The sequence below is a fragment of the Neptunomonas sp. genome (assembly GCF_016744175.1).
Taxonomy (GTDB): Bacteria; Pseudomonadota; Gammaproteobacteria; order Pseudomonadales; family Balneatricaceae; genus Neptunomonas.
Genome location: NZ_JADGEV010000011.1, coordinates 96,561 through 115,775, shown reverse-complemented (window position 1 = coordinate 115,775; position 19,215 = coordinate 96,561). Strand labels below are relative to the sequence as shown.

The window sequence follows — 19,215 nt, the reverse complement described above, 5'->3', positions numbered from 1 at the left end:
ATTAAGAGCGGTTTTTTGTATTGTTGAGAGAATAGCCTTAAAGAATTAGCCTAAAAACAACTTGTAAGCTGGGTTGTTGGTTTCTTCCCAGAAGTTATATCCAATCTCGTTCAAGAACTCTTTTACCTGTGGGCGTTCTGCTTTAGGTACTTGCATGCCGACCAACACACGGCCATAAGCGGAGCCATGGTTACGGTAGTGGAACATGGAAATATTCCAACGACCACCTAGCGTACTGAGAAACTTCATTAGTGCACCCGGGCGTTCAGGAAATTCAAATCGGTAAACGATCTCGTTTGTAACTGACTCCGGAGCATGCCCACCTACCATGTAGCGTACATGTAGTTTGGCTGCCTCATCATCTGTAAGGTCTACAACCTCTTCGATATGCTCACGAAGCTCTGTTAATAGCTCTTCTTTTCCATCGTTATTTGCTTGAATCTGTACGCCTGCAAATACAACCGCCTGTGTATCATCACTGTATCGGTAGTTAAACTCTGTAATATTGCGCTTACCTAGTGCTGTACAGAATTTTTTGAAACTGCCAGGTTTTTCTGGAATTTTAGCGGCAATGATAGCTTCGCGCTTCTCGCCCAGTTCAGAGCGTTCTGCGACATGACGTAGACGGTCAAAGTTAATGTTGGCACCTGAGTCAATGGCAATCAGCGTCTTGTCTTTACATTGCTCACGATTGACATACTTCTTCAGCCCGGCAACGCCCAATGCACCTGCGGGTTCGCAGATTGAGCGTGTGTCGTCATAAATATCTTTAATGGCTGCACAGATTTCATCGGTTGTAACGGTGATCACTTCATCGACATATTCACGGCAGATCTCAAAGGTATTTTTACCAATTTGAGCAACGGCCACACCATCAGCAAAAATCCCTACTTGTGACAAGGTTACGCGTCGAGATGCTTTCATAGCGGCTGCAAGGCAGGCGGAATCTTCGGATTCGACGCCAATGATTTTGGTTTCGGGGCGCAAGTATTTCACATAAGCCGCGATACCGGCAATTAGACCACCCCCACCGACAGGTACAAAAATAGCATCGATAGGCCCAGACTCTTGGCGGAGCATTTCCATCGCGACCGTGCCCTGTCCAGCGATGACATCCGGGTCATCAAAAGGGTGTACATAAGTCATCCCTTTTTCTGCCACTAGCTTTTGTGCGTGTGCTGACGCTTCATCAAAAGCATCACCATGTAGGATTACTTTGCCACCTAAACGGCGAACGTTATTCACCTTTAGTTCCGGCGTCGTTTTTGGCATAACAATAGTGGCTTTAACACCTAAGTGTTTTGCTGCCATTGCTAGCCCTTGTGCATGGTTTCCTGCTGATGCTGCAATAACGCCACAGGCTCGCTCTTTCTCCGACAGCTGTCTCATCTTGTTATAAGCGCCGCGAATTTTAAAAGAAAACACCGGTTGCAGGTCTTCTCGTTTTAGTAAGACACGGTTGCTAAGGCGTTCAGACAGGCCTCTGGCTTCATCCAGAGGCGTTTCGACAGCAACGTCATAAACACGAGCTTCGAGAATTTTTTTTATGTATCGGTGAGCCATAATAAGGGTACGATCAATAGAGCGAGTGGCTTGTTTATCAATCAATCTTGAATGATTTAACAAGAAGAGGCAGAAATCCTACAAGTTGTAACGCATTTCGTCTATAAGAGAGCGTCAATGCTGCGTATAATTTGTGCAATTAGTCACTAATTGAGATGTGGAGTAGCATGACACAAGATGAAATGAAGTTAGCCGTTGCTCAGGCTGCTGTTGAATATATTCGTCCTCGTTTAGGGCGAGAAACAATTGTTGGCGTAGGCACCGGTTCTACCGCGAACTTTTTCATCGATGAACTGGCTAAAGTAAAGCATATGTTTGATGGTGCTGTTGCTAGTTCTGAAGCAACAGCTGAGCGTCTAAAGAGCCATGGCATAACCGTGTTTGATTTGAATGCGATCAACGAGCTGGAAGTTTATGTTGATGGTGCTGATGAATTTGACCCTCGTTTAAACGTGGTCAAAGGTGGTGGTGGTGCATTAACGCGAGAAAAAATTGTAGCCGCTGTCGCAAAAGAGTTTGTCTGCATTGTTGATTCAAGCAAACAGGCGGATGTGATGGGTGATTTTCCGTTACCTGTTGAAGTGATTCCCATGGCGCGCTCATACGTGGCTCGTGAGTTGGTCAAGCTGGATGGCATGCCGGTTTATCGCAGTGGTTTTGTTACAGATAACGGTAACGAAATTCTTGATGTGCATGATCTTTCGGTCGTTGATCCTAAAGGCTTAGAAGCTACCTTAAATAATATCGTGGGTGTTGTTACCAATGGCTTGTTTGCTCAGCGCGGTGCTGATGTGATTTTGATGGGGTCGCCTGACGGTGTACAAACAATCAAAAATAAAGAGCTGGAGTTGTAGCAGGAATAGTATTGGATGTGCTCATTATTAAAAATGCCGCTTAGATAAGCGGCATTTTTATATCAGTATTTTAAGCTGATACTTACCTTTGCACTATTTGCATCAGCGCAATGCTAACAGGCATGGTTACCCATATCATCGCGACTAAGTTAATAACAATCCAGCCATAGCTGGAAGAGTCGCGAAAACCCTCATCATGATGATCCATGAAATTCACCCTAAAAAATTAAAAAAATGGCATTGATCTGTATTTTTGCCGGCCAGATTTTAGCAGGAATTGTTTTATTTTTATAGCCTTTTGGAATAACCGTTATGTTTGTAATGGTATTTTGGAATAACCATTTAATATGTAATGATACTTTAGCGCGGGTAATCGGCTTTGCTTACAGTTCCCATTACCTATAACGGTATTTTTTATGAGGTTTCGTCATGCTATAAGTATGAATCGTTTTGGTAATCAATTCTTTGCGCGTGCAGGCGTTGTCGTTGGGTGTAAGTTGAAGCCGTGGTTAAAACAAGCGCTGAGTAAGTTTTAATCTACGAGTTCAGCCTGTAATCAGGAAAAGCAGTGTAAGGTTTTTGCAACAGTTCTGCCTTTTTGTGAGTATCAGGTCAGTGTAGCGCATGTTACTTTTTTAAATGTATTGGGGTCACGAATGCGAGTTATTTTATTTGTTGTAGCGTTGATATCAATGGGGTTGTACTCAGTTCCGTATTTGATTCGTGACCAAGTTGTTATTTGGCTTAAAGACCAAGGTGTAGAAAATGCCTCATTTGAGAAAGTTACCGTTCACTGGTTTAGCGGTGGAGTCGAGTTATTACAACTGAAGGCTGAGTCTGCAGGTATGCCGCCTATTAATGTAGGCCATTTAAAGATTTCAGTGGATTACCCGTCTTTATTGGAAAAACAGATCTTAGTAAATGAAGTGCTGATCTCTGATGTTGCTAGTGGGTTACATCAGCAAGAGGGTTCACTTTGGTTAGGGCCGGTAAACCTTTCTCAATTTGAATCTGGTGAAAAAGTAGAAGAGCCCAAGGGCCCGCCTACAGAGTGGAAGTTTGGTATTGCTAATGTCAATTTGAAGCAGATTAGCTGGTCGCTAGATATACCGAAACATCAAAAGCAGAAGTTAGTCATTGATAATGCCGGATTAAGTGCGCTTTATCAGTGGGATGAGCGCGCATCTACTCAATTATCGATAGATGGCATGTTGAACGGTTCCCAGATTAAAGTGAAAACTGATGCAGTACCACTGCCAGATAAGAAGACCTCTACCATTAAAATAATACTGGATAAGTTTCCCTTGCAGAGCGTTGCAAAAGCGTGGGTGCCGCAACTGCGTGGCGTTTTAACAACTAATCTTGAACTTGCACTTGATCTCACAGGTGGAACAGGGACGTTGTCTCATTCTGGTAGCTTTAGTCTAGATGATTTTGCATGGCAAGATGAACAGCTCCATATTACTGATAAGCGCTTGGCGTGGGCGGGAAAAGGCTCGGTCGCATTGGCTGAAGGCGATTTACAAAAAGTAGCACTGGAAGGCGCATTGAAAAATGCAGCGATACTGGTTGAGCAAGGAAAAGAGCTGACGCTGCAGTTCTCACAGCTAAACTGGAAAGGAGGTATCGATTTATTATTTGCAGATAAACTCCTTAGTACGCTAAAAGGACCACAAAACATAGAAGTAGCAGACCTAAAGCTGCAGCAGCCTGGCTTGAGTGTTGAGGCTTTATCGTTGGTGCAGACAGGGCCATTAAGTGTTCAATTTGATAAAGGCCTACCTAAGAGTATTAATACACAGGTTGACTTTCGTATTGCCGCTTTAAATGTGAAAAACCCGGAGATTGACTTAGCCGCTGATCAGTTATCCTTGGTATCACCCTTGGATGTTCATTGGCAAGGCAGTGACATTGGTGGAGTCTCAGCTGTTCCAGAGATCGTGTTGCAAAAGTTGAAGTTAATACAAGGTGGTAGTCTCGCTATCGATTTAGCATCTGCTGACTTATCTGCAAGCATTAAGGATATGCAGGTAACAGAGCCACTTCTAGATAAAATTGAATTTAAAGGTTCTTCTCTTAATGTAGCCACCATTAAAAAACCTCTACAGTTGCTAGCTTTAGACAACCTTAGCGTGAGCAATGCGTTTTATTCCTCTAAGAAGATCAGTACAGACCGAGTGACATTATCTGGCCTGAAAGCAAACGTTGAGCAGGGTCAGAAACCCATGAGCACTATTGATGAAGTGCTACTCAAAGGAGTGCTATTAACTGATGCGATACGTTTGGTGGTAAATGATGTTCAGCTGAAAAATTCAACAACACATATATCGGTTACTAAAAAACAAGCTATTAAAGAAATTGAGTCACTGACAAGTGCGTTGGCTACATTAAGTGATAGTAGTGCAGATCAGGCGACGAGTAGCAAAACAGCAAATGACAAAGCTGGCGAGTTCACCTCTCGAATAGGAAGATTGCAATTACTCGGTAATAACCGCTTTTATATTGAAGATTACAGCGTTAAACCTACATTCAAGTCGACAGTTGATATTAAACAACTCAGCATTGCAAAGGTTGATACGGGTAAAGGTGAATTGAGCCCGTTTAGCTTGAAAGCTGCTATTAATAAGCATGCTATCTTAACGGCTTCAGGCAAGATGAATTTATTGGGCGGTACGAAAAACGGTGACTGGAAAATCAATCTGAAAAATGCTGAATTGCCCGTTGTCAGTCCATACGCGGGAGAATATATAGGGTACTTCCTGCAGAGTGGTCAACTGGATCTTAATAGCAGTGGTACTTTAAAGAAAGGCGTACTGACAGGTAAAAACAGCGTTAAGCTGAATCGTTTGGAAGTAGAGGCAGCCCAGACAGAGGCAACAGATGACTTTAATAAAGTACTGAGCATGCCTTTAAGCATGGCTATCTCTATTCTTCAGGATAGCGAAGATAATATTAAATTGGATTTACCTGTTGAAGGTTCTCTCGACGATCCGCAATTCGGTTATCAAAGTATTATTAACCGATTAGCAAAAAAAGGTCTGAAAAAGGCTGCGTTTAGCTTCTTGACGAAATCTCTACAACCCTATGGGGCACTCATATCGCTCGCAAGTACGGCCCTTGATGCAAACAAGTCAGGTGCATTTATTACATTAGCGCCCGTTAATTTTGAGGTGGGTAGTAGCCAGTCAGCCCCCGAAGCTGGAGATTATTTGAGTAAGATAGGAGAGATGCTAGCGTCTAGAAAAGGTTTGCGTTTAAGCATCTGTGGTAACGCTGTAAAGGCAGATAGACTCAATATGCTTCCTATACTTGAGAAAGAGAATAAAGCCAAACCTAAGCCTTTACCCGCTGTTGAGTTGGAAGTGTTAGTCATGGAGCGATTGCAGGCATTAGCATCTGAACGCGGAGAAAAAGTCATTGGTGTTTTGTTAGAGAAGGGTATTCCTAAGGATCGCCTGTTTTCCTGTTTTCCGGTCCCAAACTTGAAAGATGACAAGTTGAAACCGGGTGTTGTTTTAGGGCTATAAAAGCGACATTAACGCGAATAACTAACGCGTTTTAGTCTCCGCTTTTTAGTAATTGGTAACTTTGAGGAAGTGATAGGGCTTTGCGAGTCAGTAGTCCTGTCAATGAGAATAGTACCGTCGCAAGAGTGGGCAGTGCTATCCAAAGAAGTGGATGTAGCTGAGGCTCTAGTTTTAATAAGTTTGTATAAATTAGGAAGAGTAATGACTCACTCATAATACAGGTGAGTACTCCGCAGCTTAGACCCATTAATAGATATTCAAGCATATCCAACTGACGAGCTTGGTTCGCTGATGCACCCAGTGTACGTAGCAGAGCTACTTCAAAACGGCGCTGCACCAAGTCTTGTTGCAGAGTCGTAATGACTAAAATTAATCCACTAAGTAATGTTAATAACAAAATAAGTGATGCACTATCGCTGAGTTTGTTGATCAGGTCTTGTGCTTGCAATAATAGCTGCTCTATGTCGATTAAAGTCAGTGTTGGAAATGCTTTCAATAGCTGTGAAGTGAGATTTTTTTGCTGAGCATTGGTTCTAAAACTAGTGATGTAAGTTGCTGGAAGCTGGTCAATAACGTCAGGTGAGAAAATTACATAAAAGTTAGGTCGAAATGATGCCCACTCTACCCCCCTGATGCTGGTAACAGTGCCACTGAATATATCACTCCCCACGCGAAATCCCAATGTGTCGCCCAATACAAGTGATAACTCGTCTGCCATGGACTGCTCTATTGAAATAGCATTATCTGCACTGCTCCATTGCCCCTGCTCTAAGGTGTTGTGTGCAGGGATTTTATCTCCCCAGGTTAAATTAAGTTCCCGGTTTAACGTGTTGTGTTGGCGTTGCTCGTTGGTAAATGCCTGAGCGATGGTTTGCCCGTTTAAGGATTCAATACGCCCTCTGATGATAGGGTACAGGGTCGACGAAACGTTGTGATCATTAAGCCACTGAGTCACAGATTCTTTTTCCCACGGCTGAATATCAATGACAAATTGATTCGGTGTGTCTGCAGGTAACTGCCCCTGCCATTCGCTCAGCATGTCTTGGCGGGCAAATAACAGTACTGTCATTAACGTTAGGAGTAATGTTAGTACGCCGCCCTGCAGTCGGTGCCAGTGGCGTTGTTGTCTGATACGTAACGTGAGTAGCGGGAATAGCCGGACGGTGCTTTTTAGACGCTGGTTCAGCGTATGAATGAGGTACTGTACGCACAGTCCTGATATTAACCCTGACAGCAGTAAGCTAACCGTTAATAGGCTAGCGAATAAAATAGACTCAACGAAAAAAGCAATAATAATAAACAGTGTGATGGGTGTTAGCCAAAAGAGCAGCTTATGCGTACTCGGGCGGTCATTCCCTTGCCGTATTAATGATAATACGGAAGTTTTTCCCAGAGGTAATAGGGTGGCAAGCCCTGCGATCATTAATATCCCTCCTGCTAGTAATGGGCTACTAATCAGTGATGTAATACTTAGCGCGGGTAATGGGTGTGGTAACAAGCTAGCGAGTTTCCATAACACCATGTTATGTAAGCCAAAGCCTAATAGAGCGCCCGGAATAGCGGCGAGTAACCAACCACAAAAGAGCTGAATACTAAAAAGCTGAAACAGTTGGATGCGAGAGAGACCTAAACTCATTAATAAGGCCGTTCGGCTACGTTGGTCGGCACTGAAACGACGTAAGCTGAGATAAATTGAGAAGGAGCCCAGTAATAACGCGAATAAGGCACTCAGTTTTAAATATTGATTAGCATTATTGGCTGCATTACCTCTCGTTGGTTGATCTCCTTGCGCCGTGTATAACTGTTGTTTATCTTTTAAATTTGCTCGAAAGAGCTGCTCTGCTTTTGTTATTTGTTCTGGTGTGCCGGAGAAAAGACGCCGGTAATGGGCTCTGCTTCCAGGCGCGAGCACTTTTGTTGCAGCCAAGTCGTCGTGACTCATAATAATATGAGGGTTGAAACTGCGAAAGTTTGAGCCACGGTCAGGGCTGCTAATGAGTGTTCTTTCAACTAAAAAAGAGCTGTAACCGATGTTGACTGAGTCACCAATGTTAATGTTAAGGCGGCTTAGTACACTCGGTTCTACCCATACGGTTCCGCTGCTGGGAGCATCCATAGAATGGGGAGGTTCGGTCACTATCTCCCCTCGTAGTGGGTAAGGTGCATCAACGGCACGGATTGAACTAAGAAGCATTGAGTCTTGAGCTTCAACCATGCTGGTGAATTGTGTCACCTTGGTTGTAGACAAACCAAAAGGTGTTGTCTGGTCCCACCCTGAAGCGAGTGGCTGGTGGCTACTTATGACCATATCTGCACCGAGTATCTCTGCGCTACGGATAGTTAAACTCTTTGTTAAGCGGTCACCCGTTAGGCTCAACAAGGTAATCAAACTCGTCATTAAAAAAATCGACAGAAGCAGAGCACGTCCATCAGGACGCCTCCACTGTGCTTTTAGTTGTCGTAGGGCCAGTGTGGTTATCATTCTGCTAATCCTACACGTGAGCCTTTGTTAATTTCTTGATTGGGTTCTACTTGTCGTGCTTTTGTGGAGCCCTCAATTAAAATACCTTGCTCAAGTCTGAATTGCCGATTACAGCGCGATGCTAATGCAGCATCATGTGTGATCAACACTAATGTGGTGGCTTGTTGAGCGTTAATATCAAATAATTGTGTGATGATGTTCTCTCCGGTTTCTGCATCTAAATTTCCGGTGGGCTCGTCAGCAAATAAAATAGAAGGGGTTGTTACAAATGCGCGTGCAATCGCTACGCGTTGCTGTTCACCGCCAGAAAGTTGTGCCGGGTAATGACTTTGCCTGTCAGATAAGCCAACTTTATCTAATAAGTTTTTTGCTTTTGGTGCGGCTTGTTTGTCACCACGAATATCCAATGGCAGTTGTACATTTTCAAGTGCGGTCAGCTCAGGTAGCAAATGAAATGCTTGGAAGATAAAACTGAGGTTTTCACTTCTCCATGCTGAGCGTTCGGCATCGGATAGCTGGCTGAGATCGGTCTCTAGCAACTTTACAGTGCCTGATGTTGGTACATCTAGCCCTGCTAATAGACTGAGAAGTGTGGATTTTCCTGCCCCTGATTGGCCGATAATCGCGACACTCTCTCCTTGCTGAATATTGAGGGATAAATCGTTAAATAAATGGATCACACCTGCTTGAGTTGAGAAGGTTTTTGCGAGATGGTGTGTTTCTATAGCAAAAGAGGTTTTATCAAGCATGACTTTTATCCGTTGTTTATTACTACTATCCGTTATTGTTAGTAGCAGTGTTTCCGCCAGAACTTTATTGGTACTGGGCGATAGTTTATCTGCGGCCTATGGTATTCGTCCCGAGCAGGGCTGGGTAGCTTTGCTTGAAACTCGACTGCAGCAGAAATATACCGATATTACTGTGATAAATGCCAGTATCAGTGGCGAAACCACGCAAGGAGGTATTACACGCCTGCCAGCCTTGATAGAGAGACACCAACCAGACTGGATAGTTCTTGAATTGGCAGCAAATGATGGCTTACGGGGAATGCCGTTAGCGTTGATTGAGCGCAATATAACAACCTTAATTGAGCTCAGCGAGCAAGCAAGTGCTAAGCCTCTATTGGTGGGGATTCGTTTACCTCCCAATTATGGTGTCTCATATACAGAGCGCTTTTATACACTTTTTGAAACGCTAGCTGATGAGCATGATGTGAGCAGAGTGCCTTTTTTGTTGGATGGCGTAGCGTTACAGCAGAGCTTGATGCAATCGGATGGGTTACACCCAAATGCCAAAGCACAAATGGTTTTGTTAGAGAATGTATGGCCTCATCTACAGCCTTTGCTGAGTGACTAGAATAATGCCAATTGATAGGGTTGAGCCTTTCCGCTAGTAACTTATTATAAAGAGGGCTGATTACATTTAAGTGCGTGCATTGCTTCTTTCTTATTGATATAGGTGAAAAATGGACTGGTATCTACAGGTCATAAAAAAATACACAGTATTTACTGGCCGAGCGTCACGTGAAGAGTTTTGGTATTTTATGCTGATGAATATTCTGATCAGTATAGCTGTGGGTTTTGTTGATCGCTTTATGGGTTGGGGCCATGCCTCTGGAGCAGGTTTACTTGGAGGGTTATATTCACTATTTATTTTTCTACCAAGCTTGGCGGTGAGCGTGCGTCGTTTACATGATATAGGACGTTCTGGATGGTGGGCACTCATTGTGTTGGTACCATTGCTTGGTTGGATTGCCCTGTTAGTAATGATGGCCTTCCCAGGGAAACCTGATAATGAACATGGACCACGACATGATAAAACTACCTTTTAATAAATTGTTGGTGATCTGTGCTGCTGTTGCTGTTGCTGTAGTGCAGGGCTGTAGTTCAATGAATCAATCAGAGTGTGTTCATGCCGATTGGCAATTGATAGGGCAGGCTGATGCATCTAAGGGTGTCCACTCTTCTGTACTTGATGAATACCGTCATGACTGCGCCGAATATGCAGTTGTACCTGCACGCGAAGATTATCATCTTGGGTATCAGCAAGGGCTGAAGCAGTTTTGTACCCGGTCAAGCGGCTTCTTTCAGGGCAAAAAAGGCAGTAAGTATCAAGGTATTTGCCCAGCGGTAATGGAAGCAGCGTTTTTGGAAGGGTATAACCCAGGCTATGAGCTCTTCATGATCAGCGATGTGATGACAACACTTCGTGCAACCATGAATGATGCTGAGCGTGATATACGTACACTGAATACGCGTATCGGAAAAAAAGAGCAGTTGTTGATTAGTGATAAAAGCTCAGCAGCAGACCGTAAGCGCCTATTAAGTGAGATTAAAGCGCATCATCGGGAAATATTTTGGTTGCAGCAAGATGCAGAAGACTCGCGTTTTAAGTTGTTACGCAAGCAATCGGAATATGATCAAAAAATACGATCACATACTTATTGAGTTACTACATAGAATAAACAGGAACAATAGATATGAAACTAGCCTCATTTTTAATCAATGGCCGCTCTTGCTTTGGTTTGGTCGAAGATGATCATGCTTATGACTTATCAGTATTGTTTCCTGACACACCTGACCTAAAGACTTTATTAGCGGATGCGTCCAAAATATCTGTTATAAAAGCCAAGCTGGCAAGTGCTCCCTTTTACTCATTTGATGAGATTCAACTGTTGCCTGTTATTCCTAATCCAGAGAAAATTATCTGCGTTGGGCTGAATTACGAAAGCCACCGGCTTGAAACAGGCATGCCTGAAATGGCTCATCCGGTACTGTTTACGCGTTTTTCATCAACACAAGTAGCCCACGGAGCACCTATAGTGCGGCCGAATGTTTCTGAAAAGCTCGACTTTGAGGGAGAGCTTGCTGTCATTATAGGGCAGAGCGGGCGACATATAACACGTGAAAATGCCTTCCTGCATGTTGCTGGGTACGCGTGTTATAACGATGCGAGTATTCGTGACTGGCAGATGCATACTGGACAGTTTACACCAGGGAAAAACTTTGACCATACCGGAGCCTTTGGCCCTTGGATGGTAACCCCTGATGAAATTGAAAACCTAGAATCTCAAACGGTAACAACGCGCTTAAATGGAGCGCAAGTACAACATGCACCTTTCTCTGATTTGATCTTTGATATACCGGCATTAGTCGAATACATATCTACCTTTTGTACGCTGGTGGCTGGCGATATTATCGTTACAGGCACGCCCGGTGGCGTTGGAGTAAAACGTAAGCCTCGCCTCTATATGAAGCCTGGTGATGTTATTGAAGTAGAGATTAGTGGGATTGGGGTGTTGAGTAACCCTATAACGAAAGAACGCTAGGAGAATTTATATGAGCAGAGTATTAAATGCCTGGTGAAAAAGATCTAGGTAAACTAATAGCGTCGATGTCTCCGGGCCTATCTGAGACAGAGTACGTTTTTAGTTGTATGGCTGAAGTTGATTACGAGAAAATGGTGCTATTACAGCCTTTATGCACCTTCAACGAAGAGGAGGGCACGACTGTTATTTTGAAAAGGGACAAGGCTGATGAATATAATATTGCTTATTCTGGTGTGTTTAGATGCATTACTTTACATGTTCATTCAAGCCTTGATGCTGTTGGATTAACTGCCGCTGTAGCAGCTAAATTAACTGAATCAAACATTAGCGCAAATGTGATCGCTGCTTTTTATCATGACCACATTCTTATTAAATCTCATGAAGCTGATGAGGCACTGTTGGCGCTTAATGAGTTGGTAAGAGTTGGTCTTTAAACGGAGTAAAACGAGCAACTGTTTACATTGCAGTCGCTAATTTATTTTCAATTGCTGCTAAGCATAATGTGACATTGAGTGGTACTTTGTTGCTATAAGGGTGTAGCGCATATACTGAGTTTTCTGGGAGCTGGAAGCTCGGATAAACTTCGCTTAGAGATGCTGTTATTTGTTTGAATAAGAAGTCAGGTATTATCCCAATGCCTGCACTTTCGTGGATTAACGCTAAGCAGATATTAAAAGAATCTGCTTTACAGCGAGCCCGTGTAGAAAATACAAAAGATGAGTTTGTTTTTTTGTGCGTAAAGGTATGGCATATCTGCGCGCTTTGCCAAGTGTTCGCAATATAAATAGACTGCTGGTCCACCCCGCTTTCAATGAAAGCGGGTGTTGCGCACAGTACGTCTCGGAAATGCCCTATTCGTTTTTGCTTCATCGAGCTGATAGCAGATGGGCCAACTCTAATTGCCAAGTCAATGTTATCTGCAGGCAAGTCCAAATGTTGGTCGTTGCTAATTAGCTCCGGCGCTAATAACGGGTATTTTTTAATAATATGGCCTATCGCGGGCGCAATGATAGAGCTCATGAGGGCATCAGGAGCAGTGATTCTAATCGAGCCTTGTGGTGTTTCAAGTGTATCTTTGGCCTGTTGCCACGCGGTTTCAGCTATATCATTGAGTGCTTTACACTGTTGATAAAAGCTTTCGCCTGCATTGGTTAATGTTTGTCTTCTAGTAGTGCGTTTTAAAAGTAAAATGCCAAGCTCATTTTCCAGTGCTTTCAGCTGTTGACTCACAACAGATTTAGAAAGATGTAAGGCTTCTGCTGCTGCCGTTATTGAACCTTCCTCTACTATGCGTGCAAAGACAGACATATAGCGTAACTGATTCATATGATTGTCCGTATTTATAGAACAGTTAATCTTTATATATCTGTTTTCACATGTCAATTATTCATCTAATCTTGCTCTATTGTTTTATTAATTGAGGAAGTTTATATGCCAGTTAAAAGCACCCTGGAAATTTGTGAAGAAGGCATTCGTGCCTGGAAACAGGCATTCAATAAGCAAGATGCCGCCGGCTGTGCTTCGCAATATATGCCACATGCTGTCATGGATGCTCGGCCATTTGGGACATTTAAAGGGCGAGATGAAATTCAGGCCTTTTGGAAAAATATTATGGATCAGGGCTTCACTGATGTTGAGTATTCTGATGTGAGGTGGGAGCCTGCAGAAAATGAGGGTTATATACTGCGGGCTAGCTGGACAATGAATAAGGCCTTTGGTGTGGTTCATCGAGAGCATTGGATTATCGATGCAGATGGTAAGGCACGTTTGAGTAGTGATGATTTTGAAGTACAGGGTGAGCGTTAAATATTGCGTATTAGGCCAATAAAAAAGCCATTGAGTTTTCACTCAATGGCTTTTTTGCACCTGCCTAAGCAGGTGCCCTATGAAGCTAAGATTTACGCACCAAAGTTTTGGTTTGCGAAGTCCCAGTTTACTAGAGACCAGTAGCCTTTCAGGTAATCAGGACGTACGTTACGGTAGTCGATGTAGTAAGCGTGCTCCCATAGATCACAAGTCAAGATAGCGCGCTGACGGTTAGTCATTGGCGTGCCAGCATTGCTGGTGTTGATGATTTCTAGAGAGAAGTCATCGTTTTTAACTAACCAAGTCCAGCTTGAACCGAAGTTGTTAACGGCTTTATCGTTGAACTCTTCCTGGAATGCAGCAAAAGAACCCCATTTAGCGATAATGGCATCAGCAACTGGGCCAGTTGGCTCGCCACCACCATTTGGAGACAGGCTGTTCCAGTAGAACGTGTGGTTCCAGATTTGAGCAGCGTTATTGAAAACACCGCCAGCTGGAGCTGAAAGGATAATCTCTTCAAGAGTTTTTCCTTCAAATTCAGTACCAGGAACCAAACCATTTAGTTTAGTTACGTATGTGTTGTGGTGCTTGCCGTGGTGGAAATCAAGCGTTTCAGCAGAGATGTGTGGTGCTAGTGCATCTTTTGCATACGGCAGTGCAGGTAGTTCAAAGCTCATGTGTTTTCACCTTCTTGTCGACACGTTCAGCATATCGTTGTAGTTATAGATAACAGTAATGGACACCCGTTTGAGATAAAGCTCAAGTGACCCACGACATATTTGTGAGTAGATGATAGCACCCTTGCTTTGTCTTTTCATGACACAATTTGTGTGTGATTAGATCTAGTTGCGACTAAAGTTTGCTGCAATTTAACAGGGCTCACCCTAGAATAACCAACCTTCAGGTAAGCTGAAGCCCATATAACTAAAACAAGAATAGATAATTCATCATGGCTAAAATACTTCTTTGGATCTGTGCAGTAATGTTGGCGGTCTTCGTGATCAAGACTCAGTATTTAACTTCAAAAACGTATGAGCCATTTGTTGCTGGGTGTGTTGCTTCGGGCAATGCGTCGCAAGAACAATGTGAGTGTTTGTCTGATTACGTGCATAAGCGTTATAGCGACTTGGAAGTTCGTGCGATTATGGACAACCGCTTAGGTGATGAACTTTCCCAAACCAAGGTGGAGCAAGATATTCGCCAAGGCTCGAAAGTGTGTGCGAACCCTTAAGCTCCATTATTAAACGTAAGGGCTTGCTTTCAGCTCAGGTTTGGCAAACTTAAATGAGGTATTGCCGCGCTACTTGTTTTCAACAGAAAGGAAGTGGCGTGTCATATACAGAGCTGCAATTGCTCGTCCTTCTGTGAACTCGGGCTGCGCTATGAGTTCTTCTATGTTCGACAACGGCCAGCGAACAACTTCCATAGGCTCAGGTTCATCACCTTCAAGTTTGCAAGGGTAGAGGTCTCGAGCAATGATGGCTGAGATACGATGCCCCATATAGTTAGGGGCCGACGTCATTTCTTTTAAAAAGTTGAGTTTGTTAGCGCCAAAACCTGCTTCTTCTTTTAGTTCACGATCGGCAGCAATTTCTGCTGTTTCACCTGGATCGATCAACCCTTTGGGTAGTGTCAGCGTATAATCTTCAATGCCTCCGGCATATTCTCGAATCAGAATGACATGCTCTTGTGCATCGACGGCTATAATCATGACAGCGCCGTGTCCACGTGATGCTAAGCGCTCATACGTTCTTTCTACGCCATTACTAAAGCGTAATTCCAACTCTTCTACTTGAAACAGGCGACTGCGGGCGGTAGGAGTGACCTTCAAAATCTCTGGCTTCACGGGCATACTGATATCCATTCTGATGGATTGAAATAAGAGGCATTGATGTGATTGTACCTACTACGCTTGATTGGTCCAGTATTGATACTGTTTTGTTAGATATGGACGGAACATTATTGGACTTGCACTTCGACTCTTTTTTTTGGTTGGAGCATTTGCCGGTACGCTACGCTGATATCCATAAAATGGATGCGAAGGAAGCACAAGCATGGCTACATGAGCGCTTGATGAAAGAACAAGGCACCTTGAATTGGTATTGTTTGGATTATTGGTCACAAGAATTAAACGTAGATATCGTTGCCTTAAAAACAGAAATAGCTGACCGCATTGCCTTCAGGCCGTATGTGCAAAATTTCCTAGAAAAAGTTAAAGCTGCTGGACTGCGCTCAGTAATAGTTACTAACGCTCACCGAGGAAGTCTGTCATTAAAACTAGAAAAGACTGATTTAGCCGAACGTGTTGATTCTATCGTATGTTCACATGACTTTGGCTTGCCTAAGGAAGATCTAAGTTTTTGGACGAAACTGCAGGAGGTTGAACCTTTTGATCCTCAGCGGACTCTCTTAATAGATGACAGTCTGTCTGTTTTAGCATCGGCTAAAGAGTATGGGATTCGTTATTTATTGGCTATTTCACAACCAGATAGCCAAAGCCCTGCACGCGAAATCAATGAGTTTGGCGCTGTAGAGCATTTTAATGAGCTTAAACCTGAAGGAGCAAAAGATGTCTGAACAGGCAAAGATTCGGTTGGATAAATGGTTATGGGCGGCTCGTTTTTATAAAACCCGAGCCATTGCAAAGCAGATGGTTGACGGTGGGAAAGTGCATTATGAAGGGCAGCGAGCCAAGTGCAGTAAAACAGTAGAGTTAGGCGCGACGTTACAAATTCGTCAAGGGTTTGATCAACGCGTTGTTATTGTAAAAGCATTGTCTGAGCAGCGCCGTGGTGCTGTAGAGGCGCAGCTTTTATATGAAGAAACCGCAGACAGCCTAGAGCGTCGAGAAAAAGAAGCACTACAACGAAAAGCACTCAAAGGTGCTGACCTAAGCCCAGGGCATAAACCAGATAAACGCAGCCGTCGCCAGTTGTTAGGTGTGAAAGAATTGCAACGAGGGTAATTGCTGGCATTTGTATTAAAAACTTTGTGATAAAATGCTCGAAAATATTATTTTGTAAGAGTGAGAAATTGGCTATATGAGTAACCCTGATCAAATTCAGCGTATTTTATTTGATGACCTCGATATTCGGGGGGTGTTGGTGGGTTTGGATAAAACCTACCAAGATATGCTCGACCTACATGACTACCCCGCCGCGATTCGTAATGCGTTAGGAGAAATGCTTGCAGCGGTCGCTTTGCTGAGTACTACCTTAAAGTTTGATGGGCGGCTCTTATTGCAAGCACAAGGAGAGGGCAATGTTAGTGCGTTGATGGCCGAAGTGAATAATAAGCGGCAGTGTCGTGGTATTGCGCGATATGAAGGCGATATTGATGAGAATGCCAGTATAATTGAGCTGATTGGTGATGGTCATTTGGTGATTACCATTGAGCCTGAAGTCGGGCAGCGCTATCAGGGAATCGTTCCTTTAGAGAAGGCAACGTTAGCCGCGTGTTTAGCTGATTATTTTGAAAGATCAGAACAACTGCCCACTCAAATTCATTTGGCTGCCGATGAAAATCGAGCCTCTGGTTTCTTGCTTCAGGTTATGCCGGCAGCGGGAACGGCCGAAAATGATTGGGAACATATTGAGCAAATTGGAGCAACTTTAAAACCCCAAGAGCTACTTGAGCTGGATAACGAGGCATTACTCTTTCGTCTATTCCATCAAGAGGAGTGTCGTTTATATGATCCTGATTCTGTTGAGTTCAAATGTGATTGTTCACGGGAACGAAGCGCTAATAGCCTGCAGTTTCTAACACAAGACGAGTTACTCGAAATTATTGAAAAACAAGGTCTTATAGACGTTGCCTGTCAATTTTGCAACGAACATTACACATTTGATGAAACTGATATAAGAGCAATGTTTTCAGATTCAGCGCATGTGCCTCAATCGGATCAACTGCATTGATGGTAGTGTGATAGCTGCCAAGCCGCGGATCTGCGGTTTTGGCATGGCATAAATCGCAACTTTTTGTAATAATATGCATCCCCAAATAATTACTCACTGTCGGTTATACGCAGAATAAAGGGGTTTTTTGCTTTTTAGGTAACGTTTTTTGGCACCGAGCCAAGGGAATCCACAGAATGACCAAAGAAACTGAGAATACCGTACACCTTAATCTGACCCGTGCTGAGCTCGTGGAACACGCAGTTAGCCGTGGCGAAGGAACGTTAGCAGATTCCGGCGCGCTGGTAGTTACTACCGGTAAGCGCACAGGGCGTTCTCCGATGGATCGTTATATCGTAGAAGAACCTAGCACTGCTGATTCGATTGACTGGGGTAGCATCAACCGCCCATTCGATGCTGATAAATTTGATGCTCTTTGGAACCGTGTTGAAGAGTACCTCGCTAGCAAAGAGCATTTTGTAGCTAATGTTCATGTGGGTTCTGATCCTAATCAGTATCTCGCAGTAAAAATGTCGACAGAAACAGCATGGCAAAACTTGTTTGGCCAAAACCTGTTTATCCGTCCTCAAGAATACAACCCAAAAGCAAAAGAAGAGTGGCAGATTATTAATGCTGCTGACTTTGAATGTGTACCTGAGCGTGATGGCACTAACAGCGAAGGCTGTGTCATTCTTAACTTTGCTAAGCGTAAAGTTTTGTTGGCCGGTATGCGTTATGCGGGTGAAATGAAGAAAGCGATGTTCTCTGTACAGAATTTCTTACTTCCTGAAAAAGATGTTTTACCGATGCATTGCTCGGCAAACATTGGTGAAGATGGTAACACTACATTGTTCTTCGGTTTATCTGGTACAGGTAAAACGACCTTGTCTGCAGACCCTACGTGTTACCTGATTGGTGATGATGAGCATGGCTGGGGCAAAGGTGTTGTATTTAACTTGGAAGGTGGTTGTTATGCGAAAACAATCAACCTGAGCCAGAAAAACGAGCCTATTATCTGGGATGCTATCCGATTTGGTGGCATCGTTGAAAACGTTAAGCTGGATGATAATCGCAAAGCGGATTACGACGATACGTCTCTAACAGAGAACGGCCGTTGTGCTTATCCGCTAGAGCACGTAGAAAAGCGCTCTGCGACCAATATGGGTGGCGAACCTAAAGCGGTTGTTTTCCTTACATGTGATTTAACGGGTGTATTGCCTCCTGTCTCTATTTTGACAAAAGAAGCCGCTGCTTATCACTTCTTGTCTGGATATACAGCATTGGTAGGTTCTACTGAAATGGGTTCTGGTGGTGGTATTAAATCCACATTCTCTACCTGCTTTGGTGCTCCCTTCTTCCCTCGCCCTGCTCGTGTTTACGCTGAACTCTTGATGAAGCGAGTTGAAGAGTTTGGATCGCAGGTTTATTTGGTTAACACGGGTTGGACTGGCGGTTCATACGGTACAGGCCAGCGCTTCAGCATCCCTACTACGCGTGGTGTTATTGCGGCTATTCAGAGTGGTGCGTTGAAAGGTGTTGAGACTCAGCAACTGCCGGGCATCAACCTAACAGTGCCTACTTCTGTTCCTGGTGTTGACTCAGCATTGTTAAACCCTCGTGATACGTGGGAAGACAAATCAGCTTATGATGCAGCTGCTCGTGATTTGATTGGCCAGTTTGTGGGTAACTTTACCAAGTTTGAAGGTGTTTCTGCTGACATCATTGATGCAGGCCCAAAAAACTAATTATATATTGATAAAAA

At 43.7% G+C, this 19,215-nt stretch carries 20 protein-coding genes; 13 read left to right on the top strand and 7 right to left on the bottom strand.

The annotated features are described in order from the left end of the window. Nucleotides 1-45: 45 nt before the first annotated feature. A complete protein-coding gene (ilvA, locus tag QZZ55_RS07410; RefSeq protein WP_293266684.1) occupies nt 46-1,566 on the bottom strand; it encodes a threonine ammonia-lyase, biosynthetic in 1,521 nt (506 codons plus the stop codon). A 164-nt stretch (nt 1,567-1,730) separates the two neighbouring features. Here ilvA and rpiA point away from each other — a divergent pair, with 164 nt between their 5' ends. Further along, complete coding sequence (rpiA, locus tag QZZ55_RS07405) at nt 1,731-2,417, top strand: ribose-5-phosphate isomerase RpiA (protein ID WP_293266682.1); 687 nt, start codon at nt 1,731-1,733, stop codon at nt 2,415-2,417. An 82-nt stretch (nt 2,418-2,499) separates the two neighbouring features. On the opposite strand, the gene QZZ55_RS07400 is transcribed toward rpiA, so the two are convergent. Continuing rightward, a complete protein-coding gene (locus QZZ55_RS07400) occupies nt 2,500-2,625 on the bottom strand; it encodes a hypothetical protein (protein ID WP_293266681.1) in 126 nt (41 codons plus the stop codon). 448 nt (nt 2,626-3,073) lie between these two features. Between QZZ55_RS07400 and QZZ55_RS07395 the strand changes: the two genes are divergently transcribed. After that, complete coding sequence (locus QZZ55_RS07395; RefSeq protein WP_293266680.1) at nt 3,074-5,944, top strand: DUF748 domain-containing protein; 2,871 nt, start codon at nt 3,074-3,076, stop codon at nt 5,942-5,944. A gap of 31 nt (nt 5,945-5,975) precedes the next feature. Here QZZ55_RS07395 and QZZ55_RS07390 read toward each other — a convergent pair whose 3' ends face one another. Together QZZ55_RS07390 and QZZ55_RS07385 are read right to left on the bottom strand one after the other, a co-directional pair. Then, nucleotides 5,976-8,426 (bottom strand): FtsX-like permease family protein, encoded by a 2,451-nt coding sequence (locus QZZ55_RS07390; protein ID WP_293266679.1) that lies wholly within the window; start codon nt 8,424-8,426, stop codon nt 5,976-5,978. After that, nucleotides 8,423-9,175, bottom strand: a complete 753-nt coding sequence (locus QZZ55_RS07385; protein WP_293266678.1) for an ABC transporter ATP-binding protein — start codon at nt 9,173-9,175, stop codon at nt 8,423-8,425. Before QZZ55_RS07385 ends, QZZ55_RS07390 begins: the two co-directional genes overlap by 4 nt. On the opposite strand from QZZ55_RS07385, the gene QZZ55_RS07380 reads away from it, so the two are divergent. The 5 genes from QZZ55_RS07380 (at nt 9,174) to QZZ55_RS07360 (ending at nt 12,188) form a co-directional block, all read left to right on the top strand. Beyond that, nucleotides 9,174-9,782, top strand: a complete 609-nt coding sequence (locus QZZ55_RS07380; protein ID WP_293266677.1) for an arylesterase — start codon at nt 9,174-9,176, stop codon at nt 9,780-9,782. The genes QZZ55_RS07385 and QZZ55_RS07380 overlap by 2 nt on opposite strands. A 109-nt stretch (nt 9,783-9,891) precedes the next feature. After that, entirely contained in the window at nt 9,892-10,257 is a 366-nt protein-coding gene (locus QZZ55_RS07375; protein WP_293266676.1) for a DUF805 domain-containing protein, read from the top strand. Beyond that, nucleotides 10,238-10,873: a DUF2799 domain-containing protein gene (locus QZZ55_RS07370; RefSeq protein ID WP_293266675.1), complete on the top strand. Its 636-nt coding sequence runs from the start codon at nt 10,238-10,240 to the stop codon at nt 10,871-10,873. The genes QZZ55_RS07375 and QZZ55_RS07370 overlap by 20 nt, the downstream gene beginning before the upstream one ends. A gap of 32 nt (nt 10,874-10,905) precedes the next feature. Beyond that, on the top strand, nt 10,906-11,754 hold the full coding sequence (locus QZZ55_RS07365) for a fumarylacetoacetate hydrolase family protein (RefSeq protein ID WP_293266674.1): 849 nt from the start codon (nt 10,906-10,908) through the stop codon (nt 11,752-11,754). Nucleotides 11,755-11,780: 26 nt separating this feature from the next. After that, on the top strand, nt 11,781-12,188 hold the full coding sequence (locus QZZ55_RS07360) for an ACT domain-containing protein (RefSeq protein ID WP_293266673.1): 408 nt from the start codon (nt 11,781-11,783) through the stop codon (nt 12,186-12,188). 22 nt (nt 12,189-12,210) lie between these two features. Here the strand turns inward: QZZ55_RS07360 and QZZ55_RS07355 are convergent, their stop codons facing one another. Continuing rightward, nucleotides 12,211-13,080, bottom strand: coding sequence for a LysR family transcriptional regulator (locus QZZ55_RS07355; protein WP_293266672.1), 870 nt, complete (start codon nt 13,078-13,080; stop codon nt 12,211-12,213). 105 nt (nt 13,081-13,185) lie between these two features. Here QZZ55_RS07355 and QZZ55_RS07350 point away from each other — a divergent pair, with 105 nt between their 5' ends. Continuing rightward, on the top strand, nt 13,186-13,560 hold the full coding sequence (locus QZZ55_RS07350) for a nuclear transport factor 2 family protein (RefSeq protein ID WP_293266671.1): 375 nt from the start codon (nt 13,186-13,188) through the stop codon (nt 13,558-13,560). A gap of 92 nt (nt 13,561-13,652) precedes the next feature. Here the strand turns inward: QZZ55_RS07350 and QZZ55_RS07345 are convergent, their stop codons facing one another. Then, the gene (locus tag QZZ55_RS07345; RefSeq protein WP_293266670.1) at nt 13,653-14,237 is read right to left on the bottom strand and encodes a Fe-Mn family superoxide dismutase; all 585 of its coding nucleotides are present in this window, start codon (nt 14,235-14,237) and stop codon (nt 13,653-13,655) included. A 272-nt stretch (nt 14,238-14,509) separates the two neighbouring features. Here QZZ55_RS07345 and QZZ55_RS07340 point away from each other — a divergent pair, with 272 nt between their 5' ends. Next, complete coding sequence (locus tag QZZ55_RS07340; RefSeq protein WP_293266669.1) at nt 14,510-14,791, top strand: hypothetical protein; 282 nt, start codon at nt 14,510-14,512, stop codon at nt 14,789-14,791. Nucleotides 14,792-14,860: 69 nt separating this feature from the next. Here QZZ55_RS07340 and nudE read toward each other — a convergent pair whose 3' ends face one another. Next, entirely contained in the window at nt 14,861-15,412 is a 552-nt protein-coding gene (gene nudE, locus QZZ55_RS07335) for an ADP compounds hydrolase NudE (protein ID WP_293266668.1), read from the bottom strand. Nucleotides 15,413-15,453: 41 nt separating this feature from the next. On the opposite strand from nudE, the gene yrfG reads away from it, so the two are divergent. From yrfG to QZZ55_RS07315, 4 genes are all read left to right on the top strand, one after another. Then, nucleotides 15,454-16,137 (top strand): GMP/IMP nucleotidase, encoded by a 684-nt coding sequence (yrfG, locus tag QZZ55_RS07330; RefSeq protein ID WP_293266667.1) that lies wholly within the window; start codon nt 15,454-15,456, stop codon nt 16,135-16,137. Beyond that, complete coding sequence (gene hslR, locus QZZ55_RS07325; protein WP_293266666.1) at nt 16,130-16,525, top strand: ribosome-associated heat shock protein Hsp15; 396 nt, start codon at nt 16,130-16,132, stop codon at nt 16,523-16,525. The genes yrfG and hslR overlap by 8 nt, the downstream gene beginning before the upstream one ends. Before the next feature lie 76 nt (nt 16,526-16,601). Next, complete coding sequence (hslO, locus tag QZZ55_RS07320; RefSeq protein WP_293266665.1) at nt 16,602-17,474, top strand: Hsp33 family molecular chaperone HslO; 873 nt, start codon at nt 16,602-16,604, stop codon at nt 17,472-17,474. A 176-nt stretch (nt 17,475-17,650) separates the two neighbouring features. After that, nucleotides 17,651-19,198: a phosphoenolpyruvate carboxykinase gene (locus QZZ55_RS07315; RefSeq protein ID WP_293266664.1), complete on the top strand. Its 1,548-nt coding sequence runs from the start codon at nt 17,651-17,653 to the stop codon at nt 19,196-19,198. Nucleotides 19,199-19,215: the final 17 nt, after the last annotated feature.